Here is a 22,133-nt window from a genome sequence, read left to right as displayed (position 1 = left end):
AAGTCCGTGCCGCGAGGCCGGCGGAGACGGGTACGCGCTCATAGCGGCTGCGCGTCGTCGGGACCGCGCGCCCAGAAGGCGTTGCGGTCGAAATAGTTTTGCAGGAATTGCCGCAAGCGCGGCTGGCCGGCCTCGTGAAAGACTTCGCGCGGTTTGCCCTGTACAGCGATGCGGCCCTGGTCGATGAACATGACCTTGTCGGCGACTTGCGCGGCAAAACCCATTTCGTGCGTGACCACCGCCATCGTCATGCCGTCGCGCGCGAGTTGCTTCATCACTTGCAGCACTTCGCCGACCAGTTCGGGATCGAGCGCCGAGGTCGGCTCGTCGAACAGCATGATGTGCGGCTCCATGGCCAGCGCGCGTGCAATCGCGACGCGCTGCTGCTGGCCACCCGAGAGCTTCGACGGGTACGCATCGCCCTTGTGCGCGAGGCCGACCGTTTCCAGCATCGTATTGGCGCGGCGCCGTGCTTCGTCGCGCGATAGATGACGCACGCGCAGCAACGCTTCCATCACATTGCCGAGCGCCGTCATATGCGGCCATAGATTGAACTGCTGAAACACCATGCCGACGTTGCGCCGCACGCGATTGATTTCGCCCTGCGAAGCCCGGACGCGCTGGCCGCCGCGCTCGCTATAGCCGAGCAATTCGCCTTCGATGCGCACGTCGCCCTGATCGTAGGTTTCGAGCGCGGCGAGGCAGCGCAGCAGCGTGCTCTTGCCCGAGCCCGACGGTCCGATGATGCAGACCACTTCGGAGCGCGCGATCTCGAGATCCACGCCGCGCAGCACTTCGACTTCGCCGAAGCGTTTGCGCAAGTCGCGCACTTCGATCAGCGGCGCGTCGGGCGGCGTATCGGCGGCGGCGGACGCGGAGGAGGGCATGTCGGCGATGGCGTTCATAGAGTGGTCCGGATTCCGTTCATGCCATGAAGCGCGCGATGCGGGCTTCGGCCCACATGCCGGCGCGCGAGGTCAGCTCGACCAGCGCCAGATAGCACACGCACAGCACCAGCAGGGTTTCGACGAAAGCGAAGGTGGCCGAGCCGATGCCGGTCAGCACGAATGTGAGTTCGGGCACGGTGACGATCGACAGCACCGCGGTTTCCTTGCTCAGCACGATGATCAGATTGGTCAGCGCGGGCACGATCAGCACCAGCATTTGCGGCAGCTGGATGCGCAGCACGGCTTGCCAGCGCGTAAGTCCCAGACAGGACGCCGCTTCGAGATGTCCCGGCGGCACCGATTGAAAACCCGAGCGGAATGCTTCGGCAAAATACGCGCTGCCGTACAGGCCGAGGCCGAGCACGCCGGCCGTCATCGGTTCGAGCGTGACACCGATTGAAGGACCGCCGTAGTACAGCAGAAACAGCTGTACCAGAAACGGCGTGCCGCGAAACACTTCGATGTAGAAGCGCAACAGGCCTCGCACCCAGCGTCCGCAAAAGAGCTGCAGCACGGCGATCAGAAAGCCGATCAGGATGCCGATCGCGACGCCCGCGGCCCACGTGCCTAGCGTCGTCGCGAGGCCGGCGGCGATCGGTTGAAGGTTGTGCGTGATGACGGCGGGGTCGAGTTTTTGCATGGCTTTATCGCACAGCGGTTCCGTCAGGCGTGTTGCAAACGATATTCGGCGGCATGCGCAACGAGCGCCAGCGTGCCGCAGATCACGAAGTAAATCAGCCCGGCGGCAAGGTACGCTTCGAGCGGCCGATAAGTGCTGGCGGCGACATTTTGCGCGGTGCGGGTCAACTCGGCCACGCCCACCACCGAGATCAGCGAAGAAGCCTTGATCAGCAGCACCATTTCGTTGACGAGCGACGGCAGTGTCAGGCGAAAGGCCTGCGGCACCAGAATTCGCCGCAGCATATCGAACGGCGAAAGCCCGAGCATGCGGGCGGCTTCGATATGACCCGGCGGAATGCTCAGGAACCCGCCGCGCAGAATCTCGGCGATATAGGACGCGGAACACAGCGACACGGCGCTGATCGCCGCGACCACCGGCGACACATTGATCCCGGCGAACGGCAGCAGGTTATACACCAGCAGCAATTGCACCAGCATCGGCACGCCGCGAAAGAAGAACACGTAGGCGCCGCCGAACATGCGCGCCGCGCGGTTCGCGGAGAGCCGCGCCGAACATACGCCGATCGCGACGAAGAAGCCGATCATGAGACCGGTCAGCGAAATGCCGATGGTGGCGAGCGCCGCGTGCAAGAGCAGCGGCAAGCCCTGGACGAAGACGGTCGTGCTGAACATAAGCGTCGCACTCGCTAGAACGGAAAGGGCGATGCGGCCCGCGGCGGAGCCCGCATCGCGTACATCACAGCGCCTGCATCAGGACATCAATAATTCGGCGTGGGCATCGTGGTCGGTGCATCCATGGCGACGCCGAACCATTTCTTCTGCAAGGCCGCAAGGCGCCCGTCGCCATGCATTTTCACGAGCGCGGCATTGAAGGCGTCGGCGAGCGGCTTGCTGTCCGCGTCCTTACGCAGGCAGTAGGCAAAGTACACCTTCGCGCCGAACGGCGGCTGCACGACCGCGAACGTTTCCGGGCGCTGCTTGGCGACATACGCAATGTTGGTCATCGAATTCGCGACTGCCACGATGCGGCCTGCGGCGAGATCGGCATAGGCCTGATTGTTGTCGACGTATTCGCGGATTTCAGGCGGCTTGGGCAAGGTGGCGACGTAGCTCTTCAACTGGTCGAGCTGCGCCGAGCCTTTGCCCGCACCCACCGTCTTGCCGGCGATGTCCGACGATTGCTTGACGGAGGAATCGTTGGCGCGCTTGAGCAGCGCGTCGGTCGCGTCCGCGATCGGCAGCGTGTACGTGTAGCGCTCCATGCGCGCCTTGGTCACCGTGAGCGGGCCGCCGACCATGTCGAACTTGCCTGCTTCGAGACCCGGCAGCACGCTCGGCCACGGCAAGTCGATAAAGCGCACCTTCACGCCCATTTCCTTGCCGATCTCGGCGAACAGATCCTTGTTGAAGCCCGCTTGCTGGCCGTTTTCGAGGAAGTCGAAAGGCGCGAACTGCATCTCGGTGCCGACGACCAGTTCACCGGCTTTCTTCACTTTGGCGAGCTGGTCTTCCGCGTGCGCGCCAACGCTTGCCGCGCACAACGCCAGCATGACCAAACGACACTTCCAGCTTGCAAGGATGCTCATGGGATTCTCCGGTTGGCAAAGCGATAGTGCGCGAAAGCGGCAGATAAGACGGGCTCGGCGCGCGTCATGCGAGGCAGTATATACCGCGGTTTTGCCGCGAAATAAATAAACACGCGAGTAGAGAAAAGCCCTTACGCAAGGTGCCGCGATGTCACTTGCGGGTGTGCTTTTGGCGGTATATACAACTGGGGTGCGTGAGGCGCGCGCCGCCATCGGCGTGATCGGCGGGATGATCAGCGGGCCTCTTTCGTCAGTTGAATAAGCCGCTTCTTCAACGACTTTCAGCGACTTTCAGGGAGTCAGGCGATGCCCGTGACCCGTATTCCGCTCATCGATCTCGCCGGCGTGCGTGCCGGCGATCCGCAAGCTTTGCAGCGCGTCGCCCGCGAAATCCGCGAAGCGTGCACGACGATCGGCTTCTTCTACATCGTCAATCACGGCGTGCCGCAAGCGTCGATCGATGCAGCCGAACAGGCGGCGCGCAAGTTCTTCGCGTTTCCGGTGGAGACCAAACGGCGCGCGGCGGTGAATCAACGGCATCGCGGTTTCAACGCACTCGGCGACGCGACCATGTATCAGGCGAAACGCCCCGACTACAAGGAGTTCTTCAGCATCGGCCTGGAGTTGCCGGAGGATGATTCCGACGTGCTCGCCGGCCAGGCGCTGCGCGGGCCGAACAACTGGCCGGACTTCATGCCCGAGTTGCGTCCCGCGCTCTACGGCTATTACGAAGCGGTGGCGGCATGCGGCGCCGATCTGCTGCGGGCGGTGGCGGTGAGCCTCGGCTGCGACGAGCATTTCTTTGTGCCGCGCTATACGAAGCGGATGCAGCGCACGCAGATGGTCTACTATCCGCCGCAGCCGCCCCAATCGGACGCGGATCAGTTCGGCGTCGCGCCGCATACGGACTACGGCTGCATCACGTTGTTGTGGCAGGATCGGGTGGGTGGCTTGCAGGTGCGCGAAATCGCCAACGATACGTGGATCGATGCGCCGCCGATCGAAGGCAGCTTCGTCGTGAACGTCGGTGATCTGCTGGCGCGCTGGACCAACGACCGCTTTCGTTCGACGCTGCATCGCGTGATCAATGCGTCGGGGCGCGAGCGTTATTCGATCGCGACGTTCTATGATCCGACCTACGGTGCGACTGTCGATCCGCGCGAACTCGGTACCAGCGAGGGCGACCTCAAGTACCAGCCGGTCGCTGCGGGCGACTACATCCTCGGGCGCATCAACGATTCGATGGGCTACCGGAAGAAGGCGGCTCAGAGCACCACAGCAGGAACCACTGCAGGAACCACTGCAGGAACCACTGCAGGAACCACCGCATGACGGACAACCACGCCGCGCCGCTTGCCGCGACGCTCGATGCACTGCGCGCCGTGCTGGGTGACGACGCGGTGCGCGTCGGCGAACAGATCGGCGAACGCGCGATGACCGACTGGACGCGTCACGATCCGACACGCCCCGCCGCGTTGCTCCTGCCGCGCAGCACTGAAGAAGTCTCGCGCGCGCTGGCCATCTGCCATGCAGCGCATCAGCCTGTGGTGCCGCAGGGCGGCATGACCGGGCTCGCCGGCGGCGCGATCGCGCGCGCCACGGATATCGCGTTGTCGCTCGAGCGTTTAAGCGGTGTCGAAGAAATCGACGCTGCCTCGGCCACTTTGACGGTGCGCGCCGGCACCACCTTGCAAACCGCGCAGGAAGCCGCCGCTGAGGCAGGCTTCGAACTCGCGCTCGATCTCGGCGCGCGCGGCTCGTGCCAGATCGGCGGCAATCTCGCCACCAATGCGGGCGGCAATCGTGTGATCCAGTCGGGTACCGCGCGCGACCAGGTGCTTGGATTGGAAGTCGTGCTGGCGAACGGCGACGTGCTGAGCTCGCTCGGCAAGATGGTCAAGAACAACACCGGCTACGACCTCAAACACTGGTTCATCGGTTCGGAAGGCACGCTCGGCGTGATTACACGCGCGGTGTTGCGCTTGCAGCCGCCACGCGCGGCACGCCACACGGCGCTGGTCGCGCTCGGCGGTTACGAGGCCGCGGTGAACCTGCTGCGCCGCTTGTCGGCGCGCTTTGGCAACGACATCGGCGCGTTCGAGATCATGTGGCCGGACTTCTACGATTTCGGCGTGAAGCTGACTGGCGCGCGCTCGCCGTTCGCGAACGCCTACCCGCTCTACGCACTGATCGAACACGCGAGCTTCGATGCCGGCGACGACGGCGAACGCTTCTCCGCTGCGCTGACCGAAGCGCTCGACGCGCAGGCGATCCGCGACGCCGTGATCGCGCAATCGGTCGCCGACGTGCGGGCCTTATGGGCGATTCGCGAATGCACCGCGGAGTTTCCGGTGCGGCTCGATCCGGTCAACTTCGATGTGAGCTTGCCGATCGGCGAGATCGGCGCATTCGTCGACCGCTGCCGCGCGGCGCTCGATCGGCGCTGGCCGGGTAACGAGTCATATTTCTTCGGCCATATCGGCGATTCGAATCTGCACGTGACCGTCGACGGTCGTTCGATACCGGGCGTCGATCATCACGCGGTGTACGCGTTCGTCTACGACATGCTCGGGCCGCTCAACGGATCGGTGTCGGCGGAACACGGGATCGGTTTGCTCAAGCGTGAGTTCCTGCCGATCTCGCGTTCGCCTGCCGAGTTGGCCGCGATGGCCGCGATCAAGCATGCGCTGGATCCGCACGGCATCCTGAACCCAGGCAAGCTGTTCTGAGCAGCGGGGCGTTATGCGCGGTTTTCCGCTCAGCCGTCAGTGCGCATCGAGATACCTCCCGATCACCGGATAGACATCCACTGCCGCGTTCTTGCCGAAGATGCAGTCGATGTGCCCATAGCCGGGAATCACGTGCCGTTCATAAGGCTGCTCGGGGAAACGCTCGACCAGCATGTCGTAGGTGAGCTGGGTGCTCTTCGGCAAATAGGTTTCGTTTTTATCGCCGTGGATGAAACCGATCGGCAGGCGCATGCCCTCGAGCCCCTTCATGCCGTTCATCCCCCCCAGGTAGACGTCTTTCCCGGCGGCATCGACAACCTTGCCCGCCCGCACCATGGTGGCCAGATGCTTGAACACCTCGACGTCATGCACGCCGAGCAGTTCCTGCAAATTCGAATGAAGGGTTTCGTTCAGCTTTTCGTGTTCGTAGAGCAGGCCGTAGAGGAATGTCGCGCGGTGACAGATGGGGTTGCCGCAGCCCTGTTTGTGGTTCAGCGGGTAGAGCCGCAACGCTTCATCGAGCAGGTTGTGGGGCCACTTCTCGTGCTGCGTGTACGCGCTCAGGTCGAGCACGCCGAGATGCTCCATGATGTCCGGTATGTGCAGGCCGGCCTTGATGCGTTCCAGCGTGCCCGGCACCGGATGCGCCGAGACTTGCGAGATGACCGCCGAGCGCACGCCATCGAGGCCGTACAGCAACGACATGCTCAGGGCCAGCCCGCCCATGCAGTGACCGAGCGCCTGGATTTTTGGCGCGCCGGTGAGCTCCCGCACTTTCGCGACCGCGGCCGGAATGTCCTCGCGAGCGACCTTGTCCACGTTGGTCGGCACCAGCACGCTCGGCATTTCGATGCTGACGCGCAGATCGACGAGCCACACGTCGTAGCCGGCCGCGCAGAGATATTCGACCAGGTTGGTCGCGATCAGATCGGTGGAATAGATTCGGCTCGACACGCCCGAGCCGTGGATCAGCAGCACCGGACGCGCCGCTTGGTTGGCGCTGTCGACGTAGCGGGTGAGCCTCAGTTGCGTCTTGTCGGGCGTTTCGAAAAAGAAGACTTGCGGCGCCGGCGCACGCAGCGCCCGTTTCAGGCGCGGTGACATCTTCGGGTCGACGAACTGCAACGGCGCGGCCACGCCGCCATATTCCGTGAACAGCACGCCCGCAAAAAACTTGCCGAACTTCAAGGTCCATTCGAGGCGCGTAGCCAGGTCTGGCGTGTTGGTGACTTCCAGCGTGCGCTGCTGCTTGAGGAAATTTTCCGGCGTGATGATCAGCGTCGCTTTGCCGAGCAGCGGCGCATCGGCTTGCGGCGACTCGCGAAGCTCGGCGAATAGCGTGTTGGTCTGTTCCCACAGATTGAGCAGCGACGTGCGCGTGATGATCTTTCGCCCGCTGAGGTAGTACGTCTTGCCTTCGGTGGAAGCGAGCGTCATGCGATAGTTCATGTCACGCTGATCCACATCCGCTTGATCGGCGACGAAAAGGTTGAACGTGCCGTCGCTGATCGTCATCGGTTGCGCGGAGAGCGCGGGGCAGGTCAGCGTGCCGGCCGTGCGCGCCTCGTGTTGCGGATTGTCCAGCATGTCGGCCAGATCGTCCGATTCGACGGTCAGCGTGAACTGGATCGGACTCGTCGCGACTGCGTCGCCCGCGACCGCCGGCGTATAGGTGCCGACCATCGTTTCGGTGAAACGCAAGCCGATTTTGCTGGGCGGCGGTGTGTCGGCGTCGCCTTTCGACTCGTAGTCGATGTGCCAGTCGTGCGCCGCCGCGAGCAGCGCGCAATTGCGTTCCGCGAGCGCGGAGATCGTCAGCAGCGGATTGACGCCGAGCGACATCGGCATCACCGCGCCGTCCATCACATACAGGCCTTCGTGCACCGCCTTGCCCGCGTCGCCGCTGAACACACGGCCCGCGTGATCGACCACGCCGTGCTCCGCGTCTTCGCCCATGCCACAGCCGCCGAGCGGATGCACGGTGACGACGCGGTTGCCGATCCTATCGGCGGAAATCGGATTGCGCAGGAATTCGCCGCCGAGCGGCGCTGTCGCATCGATCAGGGTCCGCTCGACCGTTTCGAAGATCGGCTGCTTGCCGGCGTTCGGCCAATGGATGCGCGGGCTGCCTTTGTCGTCCACGCGGATCTGGCCGCTTTCGTCGTCATGCGCCATCACGAGGTAGGTCTGCGTGTGGTTGAGCGCGCCATGATACGGCCCGCGCAGAATGCTCTCGATCACGCGCGCGGGCGCGTCGAGCAGTTCGCCCGCCGGCCGCGACGCGGGAATGTCCACGCCTTCGAGAGGCGCGGCGCCGCCGAGCAGGCCGATCATCGCCTCGCCGATCGGCCCGGCGAGCGAGCCTTCTTCGATCACGAAGCCGTCTTTCACGTTGTCCGTGTTGCGATGGTCGATGATGCCGGTGATGGTCGGCCCGACCGGCGCAATCTCGCCCGGCTCGTGCGCGCCCCAGCCGACGCCATTGATCGCCTCGTCGGTGTTGTATGCAAAGGCGAGTACGTCGCCGTTACCGGTGAAGTGTTCGCCGAGTTGTTTCGACACCGGCAACCCGGCCTTGGCCGAGCGCAACAGGAGCGCGGTGGAACCGATGGTGCCGGCCGCCACGATCACGATATCGGCGCTCACGAACAGATCCGGCGCGCCATAGCTCTCGCGGCCGAGACTCACCAGCTGGAAGCGCACGATCCATTTCTGCGTGTCCTCGTCGCGCACCACCGAATGCACCGCGGCGCCCGTGAAAATCTGCGCGCCGTGCGCGACGGCATCCGGCAGATAGTTCATGTGGGTCGAATTCTTCGCGCCGTAGTTGCAGCCGGAATTGCAATCGCCACAGCCGACGCAGCGGTTCTGGTCGACGCCTGCCGCGTTCTTGCCGGTCTTGAAGGTGACGGTGATCGGCGGCCGATAGAAGCGGTCCTGCATACCGAGCGCTTGCGCCGATTGTTCGAGCGCCTGCAGTTTCGGCAGCGGCGGAAAATCGCCGGGCACCGGCGACGGTTGCAGCATCGCGCGGGCCAGCGTGTAGCCGGTGTCGCGGCCCGCCTTGTCGGCGCGCAACGCGGCTGGCCAGCGTGGATCGTCCCACAGCCGCGGATCGGCTTCGAGCGCGACGTTCGCATTGATCAGCGAGGTGCCGCCCAGCCCGCAGCCGACGACCGCGTTCACCTCCGAATTCACGTGCACTTCGAGCAGCGCGAGCGGTGAGCCGATATGCGCGAGGCTGGTGTTGTATTGCACCTGAGCGGCGCCTTCGAGCGGCGTGCGCGGAAATTCGCCGGCCATGAACTCCCGGCCGCGTTCCAGCACGCACACCTCGCGGCCGGCGCGAGCCATGCGGCTGGCGGCAATCGCGCCGCCGTAGCCCGAACCCACGACCACGACATCGTAATGCGACTTGCGCGCCGTCATAGCGCTCGATAAGCGATTCATCACGACCACCTCGTCAGGAGTTGGATGCCCGGTGGGGGAGCCCGGGGTTCGGAAGAAAGACGGTGCGCGGCCGCTGGTTTTTTATCGTAGGCGGTGCGCAGCGACAAAAAAAGGCGCATCGTATGCGGCGCGGGGGCTGTACGCGCGCCGCGCTTGCGTCGTTTGCGTTATTGGCGTTTTGGGCGTTGATTGCGTTGCTTCTGCCGCCAGGGCCGCTTCCGTTGCTTGCGGCGCGCTCAGGACAGGCGAGGGCCGGTCAGATCCGCGCAATTAGGCGGCCGCTTCATTCATTTCGCTGTCGCTCGATTCGGCGGCGAGCAGGTTCAGGGCGAGCAGAATCGCCGCGCGATTGTCGAGCTCGATCTCGATGCCGAGCACGTCGGTGAGCCAGCGGCCGATCTTGGTGTTGGAAAAATCGCTGGCATTGGCCGTCTTTTTCATGGTGACGCCGAGCTTGACGGCGCGATAGTGATAGGAGGGCACCCGATGCTGAGCCGCAACTGCCGACAGACCGCCTTTGCCTTCCGAGCACCAGCCGAGGCTGCCGGCCAGCACGATGCGCTCGGGTTCGTCGAGGTTTTCGATAAATGTACGCGCCGCGAGCCGCACGCACTGTTCGTCGAGGCCGTACTGCAACAACACGCTTTCGACCGGGTCTTCCAGCGCTTGCGCGTGCAGATCGATTTCCTGCGCCATGCCTTCGTTTTCCATCGACACGTTGCGCTGATGGCCGGCGCTGCGCAGGCAGTCGATCAGATAGCGGCGAAAATACGCGCACAGTGCGTAGCTGTTGGACGGCGCGCTGTCGGCGCAGGCGTTGGTTTCCGTGTGGCCGGGCGCGAGGCGCAGCACCTTCGCGTAGATGAACTGTGCAACCAGCTCCTCCTTGTCTTCGCCGAGCGCCTGCAATTCGAGCGGGTGATAGGTCCGCAGCGCCCGCCTGACCAGCTCGACCATCGACACCATTTCGTCGGACGATAGCTGGGTACGCCGGCGCCACAGGTCGGGCAGAATTGCATCTTCGAGATTGCGGACGAACTCGTGGCTCGGAACTGCGCCCATGAAAGCCTCCATAAGGGGTAAGGCAAAGAGCGCGGTGAGCCTGAACTGCGGGCGGGGAAGGGTGTTTGAGGATTTGAAGCCGCGCTGGAATGTGAAGGCAGTATGGTTTCCGGCGACGGCTTCGCCTATATGGATTAAGTGGTAGCTGATGGGTAAACTGCCGGGTAAACCATCCGACGCGCTGTTCGGTTCGCCATTCGGTTCGCGATTTGGTTCGCTGTTCGGTTCGCTGTCCGGCTCGCTGTTCGATTCGCCAGTTGACCCGCCTCCGGCCCTTCATCCGGCCCGCCGCGCGTTTCGTCGTCCGCCTCACCGTGAAAAAGAACCGTGCGCCGCACCAGAATGCTGCAGCGGCGCAGCAGAACAATGCAGTACCTTTTGCGCAGCGCGCCCGGCCCGCGACCTCTGTTTCGCTGACCCCTCGCGCTAAGCCATCGAGCTTGCCGTGCACGATGCGGTGCATGGGACCGGAGTAAGTGCTCTGCTGTCGGTCGGAGTAAGGGCTTTGCATGGGCCCGGAGTAAGTGCTAAAGCACTAACTCCGGCCGACAGCTAAAGCACTAACTCCGGCCGACAAACTCCGATCGACAAAGGAGACCGCAGGATGCGGGCCGACCCTATGCAGCGTGCGATCGACGAAGACCTGGTGCGCGTGCTGTACGCCCAGGACCCGATCGCATTCTTTTCACACTGGTTTTCGATTGCCGTACTGGTAGCGATCTACTGGCCGAATATCCCGTCGCCGCCGCTGTTCATTGCGTGCTTCGGGTTCTACGCGGCGGCCAATTGCGGCAGCCTCGCGCTATGGATCTGCAATCGCCGTTACCCGGACCTCGTCACGCCGCGAGCGTGGATCTACCTGCACGCATTGCGCGGCATGCTTTTGTACAGCGCGCCGGGCGTCGCGATCTGGTTCGCGTTCCAGAGTCCCCAAACCGATCTGCCGCTGCTGCATACCGTGATGCTGGTCACCCTGGCGGCGGGCGTGTTCATGTCGAACGGTTTCGATCTGCTGAATTTTTCGACCGCGATTCCGTTCCTGCTATTGCCGTCGATCGTGCTGCATTTCGGCACCCATACGTTCGACCGCACGATTCTCGCGATTGTCCTCGCGTTTTTTTTCTGCGCGATCAACGTCTATGCGCTGAGTTACCGCAAGCTGTTCCAGCGCGTCGTGCAGGCGCGGGTGGATCAGCAATATCTGGCGGAGTCGCTGGCCGCGCAAAAGCGTGTCGCCGAAGAAGCCAGCCTTGCCAAAACGCGCTTTTTTGCCGCCGCGAGCCACGATCTGCGCCAGCCGCTGCATGCGATCGGCCTGCTGGCGGCCTCGCTCAACGACGCGGCGGCGACGCCCCTGCAGCATGCGAAGACCGCCGAGCACATCGTCTATAACGTCGAGGCGCTGAACCAGTTGTTCAATCAGGTGCTCGATCTGGCGCGGCTCGAAAGCGGCGTGACCCAGGTGATCCGCCTGCATTTCCGGCTCTCCGAACTGTTCGAGCGGGTCGGCAGCCAGTACCGGCCGCAGGCGGCGGCCAAAGGGCTGGCACTGCGGATCGCGCCGACCGCGATGGTCGTTCACGACGATCCGGTGCTGCTCGAACGCGTGCTGAGCAACCTGCTCTCGAACGCAGTGCGCTATACCGAGGAAGGCGCGATCTGGGTGGGCTTGCGCCGCGCGGGGCAGCGTTCGGGAGGCTATATCGAGGTGCGCGATTCGGGCATCGGCATCCCGGCCGAAGAGCATGAGCGCATTTTCGAGGAGTTCTATCAGGTCGCCAATCCGCAGCGCGACGCGCGCCAGGGGCATGGCCTCGGCCTGCCTACCGTGAAGCGGCTGGTCGGTTTGCTCGGCGGCGAATTGCAGGTGCGCTCGGCGCCGGGCCGCGGTTCGGTGTTCCGCTTTCCGGTGCAGGCGGGCGACGCCGGCGGGATTGTCGCGAGCCTGAACGAAGCGGTGACGGGCGGCCCGTCGGCGCAAGGGCGGCGCGTGCTGTGCATTGACGACGACCCGTCGATTCTCGAAGGCCTCGCCAGCCTGTTGGCGCGCTGGGGCTGCAGCGTGCGCGGCGCACGCCACGAAATCGACGCGCTCGAGGCGCTCGGCGACGGCTTCGTGCCGGATGCCGTGTTATGCGACTACCAGTTGGCGAACCATCGAACCGGCGCGCAGGCGCTGACTGCCGTGCGCAACGTGCTCGCGCAAACGGGCCATGACGGCGTGGTGACGCTGCTGATTACCGGCGATATGGCGTCGGCGGAACTGGCGGCGCTGGCCTTGCAGGGGATTCCGGTGCTGCACAAGCCGGTTACGCCGGCGCGTTTGCGGCGCACGCTGGAAATGCTGTGGCAGCAGGCGGATCTGGATAAAGGGCGGGCAGCGGCCGCCGTCGAGCGGCGCGCGGGCGAACCGCGGAGAGCGCAGAGCGAGCTGAACGAAAGTAATGAAGGGAACGAAGTGGGGCGCGAGCCGCAGAATTCACTGCAGACCAAGCCGCAGATCCCGCTACGCAACCAGATGCAGAGCCAATCTCAAAGCGAGTCGCAACAGTAGGCGGCGCGCACGCCGCCTGTGTCTGAGCGAACGCTACAGGGTTTTGCCGGCTTCCAGCCAGCCGTTGATCACGGCGATCGCCGTCGAGCGGTTGTGCACGCCGAGCGCCCGGAAAATCACTGACAGATGCACTTTGACCGTCCCTTCGGCGACACCCAGCTCACGCGCGATCATCTTGTTGGTCCAGCCGCGATGAACGAGCCGCATGATGTCCTGCTGCCTTGGCGACAGATTCTCCAGCAGATGCTGCTGATGCGGCTGCAACGCCTGGATCTGCGCGATGGGTTCGGTCAGCGCGGCGCCGGCATGGCCGCACGCCTGAGCCGACGCCTCGGCGGACGCTTCAGCATGCACCGGCGCGGCTTGCGCGTCGCGCGAACCTAGCAGGCTGAGCGCTTCCATCGGCACATAGGCGCCGCCCGACAACACCAGTTCGATGGCCTTGAGCATGACGCTGGCAGGCTGCCGCTTCGGCACGAAGCCGAGTGCGCCGGCCGCCAGCACTGCGCGCATCTCGTCGGGCGATTCTTCGGCGGAGAGCACGACCACCGGCAACGCGGGGTTCGCCTTCAGCAGCAATTCCAGCGATGACGCGCCGCTCATGCCCGGCATATGCAGATCGACGATCGCCAGATCGTGATCCGCGTCGGGACGCGCCGCGGCGGCGAGGGTTTCCCAGCTGTCGGCCTCGTCGAACTGGGCGTCGGGATCGAGCCCGCGCAGCAGCCCCTTCACGCCTTGCCGGATCAGTTCATGGTCGTCGGCCACAAGAAACTTCATGATGTCTCCGCGAGTCGGGCCTGCGCGTTGTTGACTACCACCGTCGTACTGCTCGTTGTACTTCTATTTTGCCGCTTCGCCAGCGAAAGTGTCCGCCCGGCTGCCGGCGCAAATGGTGCGACCCCCGTCGCACCCCCGGCCGTCAGTCCGCGGCACGCCGGGTCATGCTTCCCGTCATGCCGCGGCCCGTGGCGCTTTCTTTGCTGCGAGCCTCCTTGAAGGCGGAGGCCGCTCCCTGTGCATCGCGTCATCGCCTGCTACCCCGCGATCATATGCCGATCGGTGACACGGCGCGCCTTGCGGGTTGCCGCTCAACTGACTCTCAATGACTCTCAGTGATTCTCTGAACGATCGCCGGCTGGTTCGATGGACCAGCGTTCTGGGTAAGGTAGGTCTCCCGCGCGTAGGTTCCGGCTTGCTAGGTAGACGAGCCGCACACTCCTTTTTTGAAGCCGTCCACACACAGGATCCCGAAGGGTATGTAGACCGGATGAAATCGCACAAAACAGGCATCTACCTGACGGCGAATAAGGTCGCGTTCATCAGAAGCTTGAATGCGAAACCGAGCGACATCGCCGAGGCCACGCCGAAGCACCACAGCGCAATGAACCACAGCCAGCCGGGCAGTTTGCGCGAAGATGGGCGAGCGGCATGGCCGCCCGCCTGCTTAGTGATAGTGATGTTGGTCGCCATGACGCACCTTGCCGCGAAATACCCAATAACCCATCGTCGTATAGCCGATGATGATCGGCAGAATCACCGCCGCGCCGACCAGCGTGAACATCTGGCTCGAACGCGGCGCGGCCGCTTGCCAGAGCGTCATGCTCGACGGAATCGCATACGGCCACAGGCTCACCAGCAGCCCGGCGTAGCCCAGCAGCACCAGCGTCAGTGCCAGCACGAACGGCGTGTTGTGATGCCGTTCACGCACCGCGCGATGCATGAAGAACGCGCAGATGGCCACGAGGAACGGCACCGGCAGCAGGCGGTAGAAGAGGCCGTCGTCGAACCAGCGTTGCGCGATGTTCGGATCTTGCAGCGGCGTCCACAGGCTGACTATCGCGATGAACCCGAGCAGCACGATCGTCAGCGGCCACACCACGCGATGCAGGCGGCGTTGCAGATCGCCTTCGGTTTTCGCCACCAGCCAGCAGCAGCCGAGCAGCGCATAGGTGACGAGTAGGCCGAGACCCGTCAGCAGGCTGAACGGCGTGAGCCAGCCGAAGGCGTCGCCGGCATAGGCGCCGTCGACTACCGGAATGCCTTGCAGGAAGGCGCCCAGCACGATGCCCTGGAAGAACGCCGCGCCCGCCGAGCCGCCGATGAACGCCAGATCCCACATATGCTTCGTGCGCTTGGCCTTGGCGCGAATCTCGAACGACACGCCGCGAAAGATCAGGCACGCGAGCATGAAGATCAGCGGCAGATAGAGCGCGGACAGCACCGTCGAATACACCGCCGGGAACACCGCGAACAGACCCGCGCCGCCGAGCACCAGCCAGGTTTCGTTGCCGTCCCACACGGGCGCGACCGTGTTCATCATCAGGTCGCGTTCCTTTTCATCGGGGAAGAACGGAAATACGATGCCGATGCCCAGATCGAAGCCGTCGAGCACCACATACATGAACAGGCCCAGCGCGATGATCGCGGCCCACACCACGGTTACGTCCATTTTTTATCTCGTCAGCGGGTAGTGAAGCAGGTAGTGAAGCGGGTAGTGAAGCCGTTACGGTCAGGCGACATCGATCAGCTGATCGGCGGCCGACAGCGGGCGGCGTGCGGTCCCATCCGGCGAGTGCTCCGGCACGCCGTGCGGCGTCTGTCCCGGCAGTGCCGGACCCGAGCGCATCAGCTTGAGCATGTAGTAGATGCCGGTGCCGAACACCAGGAAGTAGACGAGCACGAACGCCATCAGCGAGATGCCGACCTGTTGCGTGGTGAGCGGCGACACCGCCTGCGACGTGCGCATCACGCCGTACACCACCCACGGCTGACGGCCTGCCTCCGTGGTGACCCAGCCGGCCAGCAGCGTGATGAAGCCGGTCGGGCCCATCGCGATGGCGAGCCGCTGGAACCACTTCGCTTCGAACAGTCTGTCGCCGCGGCGCAATGCCCACGCGGTTACCGACATCAGGATCATCAGCACGCCGAGCCCGGCCATGATGCGGAAGCTCCAGAACACCACCGTCGAGTTCGGCCGGTCTTGCGGCGGGAATTCCTTCAGGCCGCGAATCTCGCCGTCCCAGCTATGGGTGAGGATCAGGCTGCCGAGATGCGGAACCGACACCGCATAGCGTGTGGTTTCCGCCTGCATGTCCGGGATGCCGAACAGATTCAGCGCGGTGCCGCCTTTCTCGGTTTCCCACAGACCTTCGATCGCGGCGATCTTGGCCGGCTGATATTCGCGCGTGTTCAAACCGTGCTGATCGCCGACGAACGCCTGGATCGGCGTGAGGATCAGCAGCAGCCAGAGCGCCATCGAGAACATCTTCTTGACGGCCGGATCGCGCCGCCCTCGCAATAGATGCCATGCGCCCACCGCCGACACCACCAGCCCCGCGACGATGAACGCCGCCAGCGCCATGTGCGCGAGCCGGTACGGGAACGACGGATTGAAGACGATCTTGAACCAGTCGAGCGGCACGACGCGGCCGTTCACGACTTCGAAGCCTTGCGGCGTCTGCATCCAGCTATTCGAGGCGAGGATCCAGAAGGTCGAGATCAGTGTGCCGATCGCCACCATCAGCGTCGCGCCGAAGTGAGCGCGCGGACTCACGCGCTGCCAGCCGAACAGCATGATGCCGAGGAAGCCCGCTTCGAGGAAGAACGCCGTCATCACTTCGTACATCAGAAGCGGTCCGGTGACGGGACCGGCAAAACTGGAGAAGCCCGACCAGTTGGTGCCGAACTGATAGCTCATCACCACGCCGGAGACGACACCCATGCCGAAGGCGACTGCGAAGATCTTCGACCAGAACAGGCAAAGATCTTTGTAGTACGCCTTGCCGGTTTTGAGCCAGCGCCATTCGAGCACGGCGATGAAGCTGGCGAGGCCGATGCTCAGTGCCGGAAAAACGATGTGAAACGAAACGGTGAACGCAAACTGGATGCGGGCGAGGTCGAATGCCGTGAGTGCGGAGTTCATGAGCGTGAGGTTGCGTGATGCCCGGGAGCGGACTACGCGCGTCGACCGTTGTCGGTGCGCACTGCGCTTGGCAGATGACGCAAGAGTAGGGGATGGCGGAACTTTTTGCTGCGGCGCGACGTGCGTCAAAAAACCGCGTTGTTTTGTGCCGAATCAGATTTTCGAGACGCTAAAGCATTGATGGGTATCAAGTTTTCATGAATACGCGCTTGCGCTCGTTCACACCGCTTGAAGTGACAACTGCGTCAATCGACCGCGCTGCAACAACGTAGTTCGCGCCCGTCGGCCCACAGATGAACTGGTGTTTCATCGTGGCGTGCGCCGGCTACGCGATCGAGATAAACAGTTGCTTGCCGCATGCGGCCGCGTACCTGCGCAACGTGTCGATGGAAGGCGAGTGCTGCCCCGATGCGAGCGCCCGTTCAAGCCGGGTGATGGCGGGCGCCTTCGTGCCCATGCGTTCGGCGACCTGTGCCTGAGTCAGACCGGCATCGCGCCGCGCTGCCAGCATCTGATCGAGCAGCGCAAATTCTTCGCGGTTCAGCCGCTCGTATTCGGCGCGTACCTCCGGGTCCGCCAGTGCCCGTTCACGCATTGCCTTATAGGTTGCCATTTTTAATCACCTGCAGTCTTTTGCGCGCTACGTCCAGCTCATTGCGCGGCGTTTGTTGCGACTTCTTCAAGAAGCAGTGAAGCATGACGATCTTGCGTTCCGCTATCGCGCAGTAGAACACTCTGGCAATGCCCTCGGCGCCTTTCAGATGCATCTCGAACAAACCGCCGCCCATCGACGCGGTGTGCGGCTCGCCGAGATTCGGACCGTATTGCTCCATCCGATCGGCCAGCGCGAGAAAGCGCGCCAGCAACGTTTTCGGCAATGAGGCAACGTTCACTTTGACTTTTTCGTTGTAGAAGTCGATCAGAAATGCCATTGATATCCATAGTAACAAATATGTTATTAACCCGCAAGCCGGTGTCCGACCGGCTCTGAGGAACCGCTGCCGGTTTTTGCTGCGGATCAGCGAAGACCGGCAGCATTGGAGACATGACAAGGCCGGGAATCGAACGTCGGGAGGATGGCTGAAGGAGGGCCGCTATGAATCGACTGAGCCGGTTCGCCTTGGCAAGACAATAACTCCGTCAAAGCGGACTTTGTATCAGTCTGTCGGCTAGCCGATGGGATGGTTTGCTCCTACCATGCAAGCAGCTAGCCGGCGGCTGAAATACGCCCTGAAACGTCCATTGAAACGGTCACGGCGCCGCCATTCGAATAGCCATTTCCGAACACCACACGAACCGCTTCGGTGCTTAGCCACCGCGTCACAAAAAATGTGTACATGCGGTGTCAAGCTTGTATGAGCGTGCGGCCCGAACATCGAACGGCCGCATCGAGTCCCGCTTCATCCACCTGCCGGCATCGGCAGACTTCAGCCCAACAGGAGTTGACAGATGAGCACGATCACCACGAAAGACGGTACGCAGATTTTCTACAAGGACTGGGGCAGCGGCCGTCCGGTTGTCTTCTCGCATGGCTGGCCATTGTCCGCGGACGCCTGGGATGCGCAGATGTTGTTCCTTGGCCACAAGGGTTTTCGGGTGATCGCGCACGACCGGCGCGGGCATGGCCGTTCGAGTCAGCCGTGGGATGGCAACGACATGGATACCTACGCGGACGATCTGGCCGCGCTGATCGAACACCTCGACCTGCAGGACGCGACGCTGGTCGGCCATTCGACCGGTGGCGGCGAAGCCGCGCACTACATTGGCCGCCACGGCACGAAGCGCGTTGCGCAGGCCGTGCTGATCGGCGCAGTGCCGCCGCTGATGCTCAAGACCGAGGCGAATCCCGGCGGCTTGCCGATCGAGGTGTTCGACGGTATCCGCAAAGGTGTCGTTGATGATCGCTCGCAGTTTTTCAAGGACCTGGCGCTGCCGTTCTACGGCTACAACCGTCCGAATGCGAAGGTGTCGCAAGGCGTGATCGATTCGTTCTGGGCCCAGGGCATGGCCGGCTCGATCAAGGGGCTATACGACTGCATCAAGCAGTTTTCGGAAGTCGACTACACGGAGGATCTGAAGAAGATCGACGTGCCGACGCTGGTGCTGCACGGCGACGACGACCAGATCGTGCCGATCGATGCGGCGGGCCGCAAGACGGCAACGATCGTGAAGAACGCGACACTCAAGGTCTATCCCGGTGGCCAGCACGGTATGTGCACGGTCGAGGCGGATAAGGTGAATGCCGATCTGCTTGAATTTCTGGGCTAGTCACGAAGAGCAAGGTAAAGCGGGCGCGGCCGTGCGCAGCAGAGCGTACGGCCGCGCAGCAACGGTTTCAGAAAATCACATAGACCTTGCGCATGGTCTCTTCGACTTCCCAAAGCCCTTCCGTGTTGGCTTCGAAGAACAACGTGTCGCCACTTTCGAAATGCACGGTCTCTTCGTTGTCCGGCGTGAAGCGTCCGCGACCCGCCAGAAAGTGCATCACTTCGGCCTGCTTCACTGAACGGGGGTAGGTGCCCGCCGTGCACTCGAAAATACCGGTGTCGATGGATTCGCTGCCCTTGATCACGCGCTGCACGCCCGACACCTGAATCGGCGTCGTGCCTGGCAGTCCGGCCGTGCCCCAATCCTCGAGGTTCGGCAGATTCACGCTTTGTTTGATGTGTTGAACCTTCATGCTCACGTTGCCTTTGAATGTGCGGGAGCCGGCTCACTGGCCGGTTGCGATGGTTTGTTCGACCTTGCCCAGCCGCACGACGGTGACGCCCGGACGCAGTTGCCGCAGCGACGGCATCACGAGCATGCAGTTGTCGTACGGCGTGAGCACGGGTTCGCCGTTCGACCAGCCGATCACGGCGCCGGCCTGCGGAAGAATTTCCAGCCCGGTGTAGGGCGCCGCAAAGCGAAAATCCATGCTCTCGGCCACCACCGGTTGCGTGACGCGCACGACGTGTTGACTGGCCGGCAGCGGAGCAATCCAGCCGGCCGGCAGATCCGTTTCGTCGACCACGCCCGCCAGCAGCAGAAAGCGCGCGGTCGTGTCGCGCGCGACCGCAACCGCGCTCTGCTCCCAGTGCTGGCCGCATTCGATCAGCAGCGCGTTTTTCGGACTGTCCGGATCACCGAAGCCTTCGTAGTCGCGCATCCGGCGGCCTTCCGGATGACCTTCGTCGCAGATCACCGTCGCTGGCGTGCCGAGCTGCACTGCGAGATCAATCCCCTTCTGCAACGGTCCCGACACGATCAGCGGCGCGCTTTTCTCATGCATCGAATGAAGATCGAGCAGGGCGTCGACGCTGTCGAGCACCGGTCTCATTTGCCGCGCGCGGGCCAGTTCGCTGGATGTACGTGACGTATCGTCGAGCACCGCGGCGGTCCACACGCGATTGAAGTCCTGATCGACGAAGCGGGCCGCGTCGGGCCTCGCGGAATCGAAGCTGCGATACGCGGCGACGTTCGCGAAGGCCAGCGTCAGGCGTCCGCGCCGTGGCCTCAGGCCACGGCGCAGCAATTCGTCCACGACGATCGCGCCGCATACCTCGTTGCCGTGCGTCAGCGCGTTGATCATCACATGCGCTCCGGGCACGCCCGAGTCGAACGTATGGACGTAGGCTATGCCGGACGACGAGTGTTCATGCGCCGAAATGTCCGGGAATTCGACCTCGATGGGATAGGCCGCAGTGCTCATATCCGTGCTCATGTCCGTGCTCATTCGAGATTGCCCTGACAGAGGTACTTGATCGACAGATAGTCGTCCAGACCATATTTCGAGCCCTCGCGTCCGTAGCCCGATTCCTTGACGCCGCCGAACGGCGCAGCCTCGCTCGCCACCGCGCCTTCATTGATGCCGACGATGCCAGCCTCGAGCGCGCGCGACACGCGGTCGATGCGTTTCACGCTTTCGCTGTAGAAATACGCGGCGAGGCCGAACGGCGTGTCGTTGGCGGCCTGAACGGCTTGCGCTTCGTCTTCGAAACGGAACAGCGGCACGATCGGTCCGAAGGTTTCTTCGCAGTTCAACTGCATGTCCGCGGTGGCGTCGGCGAGCACGGTGGGCGCGTAATAGTGCGCGCCCAGTTCGGGCAGGCGCTTGCCGCCGGTCAGCACGCGCGCGCCGTGGGATACCGCGTCGTCGACGTGGCGGGCGATCTTGTCGAGCGCGCGCGTGTTGATCATCGGTCCGATCTGCGCGGCGGGATCGGTGGCGGGCGCGACCTTCAGCGCACCGACACGCTCGGCCAGCATGCCGGCAAAGCGCTCGTACACACCCGCTTGCACGTACACGCGATTCGGACACACGCAGGTCTGACCGCCATTGCGGAATTTCGCCGCGAGCAGGCCGGTGACGGCGGCGTCGAGATCCGCGTCGTCGAACACGATGAAGGGCGCATTGCCGCCCAGTTCCAGCGAAAGCTTCTTGAGCGTTTCCGCCGATTCGCGCGCGAGATACTTGCCGACCGGCGTCGATCCGGTGAAGGTGATTTTGCGCACGCGCGCATCGTGCAGCCAGTCGGCGACGGTGGCGACCGCGTGATCGCGCGACGCGGTGATCAGGTTCAGCACGCCCGCCGGCACGCCGGCTTCGTGCGCGAGCAGGACGAGGGCGGACGCGGTCAGCGGCGTATCTTCGGCGGGTTTGGCCACCACCGTGCAACCGGCGGCGAGCGCCGGCGCAATCTTGCGCGCGATCATCGCGAGCGGGAAGTTCCACGGCGTGATGGCCGCGACGATGCCGATCGGTTCCTTCACGGCCGTCATGCGCTTGCCGCGCTGCTGCTGCGGAATCAGATCGCCGTAGATGCGGGTGGCCTCCTCGGCGAACCAGGCGACGTACGATGCGCCGTACGCCACTTCGCCTTTACCTTCGGCGAGCGGCTTGCCTTGTTCGAGCGAGATCAGCGCGCCGAGCGCTTCCTGATTCGCGACGATCAGCGCATGCCAGCGATGCAGCATCGCCGCGCGTTCTTTCGGCAGCAACGCGCGCCAGGCCGGCAGCGCGCGGGCCGCGGCGTCGGTGGCGGCGCGCGCGTCGGCGGGGCTGCTGTCGGCCACCTCGGCGACCGTCTTGCCGGTGGCCGGATCGGTGACGGCAAAGCGCGCGCCTTCTTGCGCCGGCGTCCAGCGCCCGTCGATGAAATTGTCGGAGCGAATCAGTTCGCTCAGTTCAAAAGTACGTGCCATAACGGTTCCTCAAGATTCCCCAATTGCTCGACCTTGCTTAACGCTGCGCAGCTT

19 protein-coding genes are annotated in these 22,133 nt (G+C 63.7%); 4 read left to right on the top strand and 15 right to left on the bottom strand.

Annotated features, from left to right (window positions below):
- Positions 1-38: 38 nt before the first annotated feature.
- From DLM46_RS31605 to DLM46_RS31590, 4 genes are all read right to left on the bottom strand, one after another.
- Positions 39-905 (bottom strand): amino acid ABC transporter ATP-binding protein, encoded by an 867-nt coding sequence (locus DLM46_RS31605; protein WP_115107407.1) that lies wholly within the window; start codon positions 903-905, stop codon positions 39-41.
- 19 nt (positions 906-924) lie between these two features.
- Positions 925-1,587, bottom strand: a complete 663-nt coding sequence (locus tag DLM46_RS31600) for an amino acid ABC transporter permease (protein WP_115107405.1) — start codon at positions 1,585-1,587, stop codon at positions 925-927.
- A gap of 23 nt (positions 1,588-1,610) precedes the next feature.
- Complete coding sequence (locus tag DLM46_RS31595; protein ID WP_115107402.1) at positions 1,611-2,261, bottom strand: amino acid ABC transporter permease; 651 nt, start codon at positions 2,259-2,261, stop codon at positions 1,611-1,613.
- An 86-nt stretch (positions 2,262-2,347) separates the two neighbouring features.
- Positions 2,348-3,175 carry a transporter substrate-binding domain-containing protein gene (locus DLM46_RS31590; RefSeq protein ID WP_115107399.1) on the bottom strand — a complete coding sequence of 276 codons (828 nt, stop codon included), beginning with the start codon at positions 3,173-3,175 and terminating at the stop codon, positions 2,348-2,350.
- A gap of 306 nt (positions 3,176-3,481) precedes the next feature.
- Between DLM46_RS31590 and DLM46_RS31585 the strand changes: the two genes are divergently transcribed.
- Together DLM46_RS31585 and DLM46_RS31580 are read left to right on the top strand one after the other, a co-directional pair.
- Positions 3,482-4,507 carry an isopenicillin N synthase family dioxygenase gene (locus DLM46_RS31585; RefSeq protein WP_115107397.1) on the top strand — a complete coding sequence of 342 codons (1,026 nt, stop codon included), beginning with the start codon at positions 3,482-3,484 and terminating at the stop codon, positions 4,505-4,507.
- On the top strand, positions 4,504-5,904 hold the full coding sequence (locus DLM46_RS31580; RefSeq protein ID WP_115107394.1) for an FAD-binding oxidoreductase: 1,401 nt from the start codon (positions 4,504-4,506) through the stop codon (positions 5,902-5,904). The genes DLM46_RS31585 and DLM46_RS31580 overlap by 4 nt, the downstream gene beginning before the upstream one ends.
- 36 nt (positions 5,905-5,940) lie before the next feature.
- On the opposite strand, the gene DLM46_RS31575 is transcribed toward DLM46_RS31580, so the two are convergent.
- Together DLM46_RS31575 and DLM46_RS31570 are read right to left on the bottom strand one after the other, a co-directional pair.
- Positions 5,941-9,354 (bottom strand): alpha/beta fold hydrolase, encoded by a 3,414-nt coding sequence (locus DLM46_RS31575; protein ID WP_115107391.1) that lies wholly within the window; start codon positions 9,352-9,354, stop codon positions 5,941-5,943.
- 270 nt (positions 9,355-9,624) lie between these two features.
- A complete protein-coding gene (locus DLM46_RS31570; protein ID WP_115107517.1) occupies positions 9,625-10,416 on the bottom strand; it encodes a hypothetical protein in 792 nt (263 codons plus the stop codon).
- 604 nt (positions 10,417-11,020) lie between these two features.
- Between DLM46_RS31570 and DLM46_RS31565 the strand changes: the two genes are divergently transcribed.
- Positions 11,021-12,970 carry an ATP-binding response regulator gene (locus DLM46_RS31565; RefSeq protein WP_115107389.1) on the top strand — a complete coding sequence of 650 codons (1,950 nt, stop codon included), beginning with the start codon at positions 11,021-11,023 and terminating at the stop codon, positions 12,968-12,970.
- A 33-nt stretch (positions 12,971-13,003) separates the two neighbouring features.
- On the opposite strand, the gene DLM46_RS31560 is transcribed toward DLM46_RS31565, so the two are convergent.
- The 6 genes from DLM46_RS31560 to DLM46_RS31535 all read right to left on the bottom strand — a co-directional run bounded on the left by DLM46_RS31560 (position 13,004) and on the right by DLM46_RS31535 (position 17,827).
- Positions 13,004-13,750 (bottom strand): response regulator transcription factor, encoded by a 747-nt coding sequence (locus DLM46_RS31560; RefSeq protein ID WP_115107386.1) that lies wholly within the window; start codon positions 13,748-13,750, stop codon positions 13,004-13,006.
- A gap of 513 nt (positions 13,751-14,263) precedes the next feature.
- Entirely contained in the window at positions 14,264-14,443 is a 180-nt protein-coding gene (locus tag DLM46_RS31555) for a hypothetical protein (RefSeq protein ID WP_115107384.1), read from the bottom strand.
- On the bottom strand, positions 14,418-15,422 hold the full coding sequence (gene cydB / locus DLM46_RS31550; RefSeq protein WP_115107382.1) for a cytochrome d ubiquinol oxidase subunit II: 1,005 nt from the start codon (positions 15,420-15,422) through the stop codon (positions 14,418-14,420). Before cydB ends, DLM46_RS31555 begins: the two co-directional genes overlap by 26 nt.
- 60 nt (positions 15,423-15,482) lie before the next feature.
- Entirely contained in the window at positions 15,483-16,895 is a 1,413-nt protein-coding gene (locus DLM46_RS31545; RefSeq protein WP_115107379.1) for a cytochrome ubiquinol oxidase subunit I, read from the bottom strand.
- 325 nt (positions 16,896-17,220) lie between these two features.
- Positions 17,221-17,508, bottom strand: a complete 288-nt coding sequence (locus tag DLM46_RS31540; protein ID WP_115107377.1) for a helix-turn-helix domain-containing protein — start codon at positions 17,506-17,508, stop codon at positions 17,221-17,223.
- On the bottom strand, positions 17,495-17,827 hold the full coding sequence (locus DLM46_RS31535) for a type II toxin-antitoxin system RelE/ParE family toxin (RefSeq protein ID WP_115107374.1): 333 nt from the start codon (positions 17,825-17,827) through the stop codon (positions 17,495-17,497). The genes DLM46_RS31540 and DLM46_RS31535 overlap by 14 nt, the downstream gene beginning before the upstream one ends.
- A 517-nt stretch (positions 17,828-18,344) precedes the next feature.
- Between DLM46_RS31535 and DLM46_RS31530 the strand changes: the two genes are divergently transcribed.
- Complete coding sequence (locus DLM46_RS31530; RefSeq protein ID WP_115107372.1) at positions 18,345-19,163, top strand: alpha/beta fold hydrolase; 819 nt, start codon at positions 18,345-18,347, stop codon at positions 19,161-19,163.
- Positions 19,164-19,230: 67 nt separating this feature from the next.
- Here DLM46_RS31530 and DLM46_RS31525 read toward each other — a convergent pair whose 3' ends face one another.
- From DLM46_RS31525 to DLM46_RS31515, 3 genes are read right to left on the bottom strand one after another with little or no spacing between them, the layout of a single operon-like run.
- A complete protein-coding gene (locus DLM46_RS31525; RefSeq protein ID WP_115107369.1) occupies positions 19,231-19,575 on the bottom strand; it encodes a cupin domain-containing protein in 345 nt (114 codons plus the stop codon).
- A gap of 33 nt (positions 19,576-19,608) precedes the next feature.
- Positions 19,609-20,586 carry a M14 family metallopeptidase gene (locus tag DLM46_RS31520; protein ID WP_115107515.1) on the bottom strand — a complete coding sequence of 326 codons (978 nt, stop codon included), beginning with the start codon at positions 20,584-20,586 and terminating at the stop codon, positions 19,609-19,611.
- A 20-nt stretch (positions 20,587-20,606) separates the two neighbouring features.
- Positions 20,607-22,079 (bottom strand): NAD-dependent succinate-semialdehyde dehydrogenase, encoded by a 1,473-nt coding sequence (locus tag DLM46_RS31515; protein ID WP_115107367.1) that lies wholly within the window; start codon positions 22,077-22,079, stop codon positions 20,607-20,609.
- Positions 22,080-22,133: the final 54 nt, after the last annotated feature.

It is taken from the genome of Paraburkholderia lacunae (assembly GCF_003353175.1).
GTDB lineage: Bacteria > Pseudomonadota > Gammaproteobacteria > Burkholderiales > Burkholderiaceae > Paraburkholderia > Paraburkholderia lacunae.
The sequence above is the reverse complement of the archived record's forward strand: the minus strand, read 5'-3'. Positions and strand labels throughout refer to the sequence as shown.

What these genes read in the sequence shown, in the direction of transcription:
- DLM46_RS31605 (WP_115107407.1), bottom strand. Translation starts at nt 905, where the DNA reads ATGAACGCCATCGCCGACATGCCCTCCTCCGCGTCCGCCGCCGCCGAT.
- DLM46_RS31600 (WP_115107405.1), bottom strand. Translation starts at nt 1,587, where the DNA reads ATGCAAAAACTCGACCCCGCCGTCATCACGCACAACCTTCAACCGATC.
- DLM46_RS31595 (WP_115107402.1), bottom strand. Translation starts at nt 2,261, where the DNA reads ATGTTCAGCACGACCGTCTTCGTCCAGGGCTTGCCGCTGCTCTTGCAC.
- DLM46_RS31590 (WP_115107399.1), bottom strand. Translation starts at nt 3,175, where the DNA reads ATGAGCATCCTTGCAAGCTGGAAGTGTCGTTTGGTCATGCTGGCGTTG.
- DLM46_RS31585 (WP_115107397.1), top strand. Translation starts at nt 3,482, where the DNA reads ATGCCCGTGACCCGTATTCCGCTCATCGATCTCGCCGGCGTGCGTGCC.
- DLM46_RS31580 (WP_115107394.1), top strand. Translation starts at nt 4,504, where the DNA reads ATGACGGACAACCACGCCGCGCCGCTTGCCGCGACGCTCGATGCACTG.
- DLM46_RS31575 (WP_115107391.1), bottom strand. Translation starts at nt 9,354, where the DNA reads ATGAATCGCTTATCGAGCGCTATGACGGCGCGCAAGTCGCATTACGAT.
- DLM46_RS31570 (WP_115107517.1), bottom strand. Translation starts at nt 10,416, where the DNA reads ATGGGCGCAGTTCCGAGCCACGAGTTCGTCCGCAATCTCGAAGATGCA.
- DLM46_RS31565 (WP_115107389.1), top strand. Translation starts at nt 11,021, where the DNA reads ATGCGGGCCGACCCTATGCAGCGTGCGATCGACGAAGACCTGGTGCGC.
- DLM46_RS31560 (WP_115107386.1), bottom strand. Translation starts at nt 13,750, where the DNA reads ATGAAGTTTCTTGTGGCCGACGACCATGAACTGATCCGGCAAGGCGTG.
- DLM46_RS31555 (WP_115107384.1), bottom strand. Translation starts at nt 14,443, where the DNA reads ATGGCGACCAACATCACTATCACTAAGCAGGCGGGCGGCCATGCCGCT.
- cydB (WP_115107382.1), bottom strand. Translation starts at nt 15,422, where the DNA reads ATGGACGTAACCGTGGTGTGGGCCGCGATCATCGCGCTGGGCCTGTTC.
- DLM46_RS31545 (WP_115107379.1), bottom strand. Translation starts at nt 16,895, where the DNA reads ATGAACTCCGCACTCACGGCATTCGACCTCGCCCGCATCCAGTTTGCG.
- DLM46_RS31540 (WP_115107377.1), bottom strand. Translation starts at nt 17,508, where the DNA reads ATGGCAACCTATAAGGCAATGCGTGAACGGGCACTGGCGGACCCGGAG.
- DLM46_RS31535 (WP_115107374.1), bottom strand. Translation starts at nt 17,827, where the DNA reads ATGGCATTTCTGATCGACTTCTACAACGAAAAAGTCAAAGTGAACGTT.
- DLM46_RS31530 (WP_115107372.1), top strand. Translation starts at nt 18,345, where the DNA reads ATGAGCACGATCACCACGAAAGACGGTACGCAGATTTTCTACAAGGAC.
- DLM46_RS31525 (WP_115107369.1), bottom strand. Translation starts at nt 19,575, where the DNA reads ATGAAGGTTCAACACATCAAACAAAGCGTGAATCTGCCGAACCTCGAG.
- DLM46_RS31520 (WP_115107515.1), bottom strand. Translation starts at nt 20,586, where the DNA reads ATGAGCACTGCGGCCTATCCCATCGAGGTCGAATTCCCGGACATTTCG.
- DLM46_RS31515 (WP_115107367.1), bottom strand. Translation starts at nt 22,079, where the DNA reads ATGGCACGTACTTTTGAACTGAGCGAACTGATTCGCTCCGACAATTTC.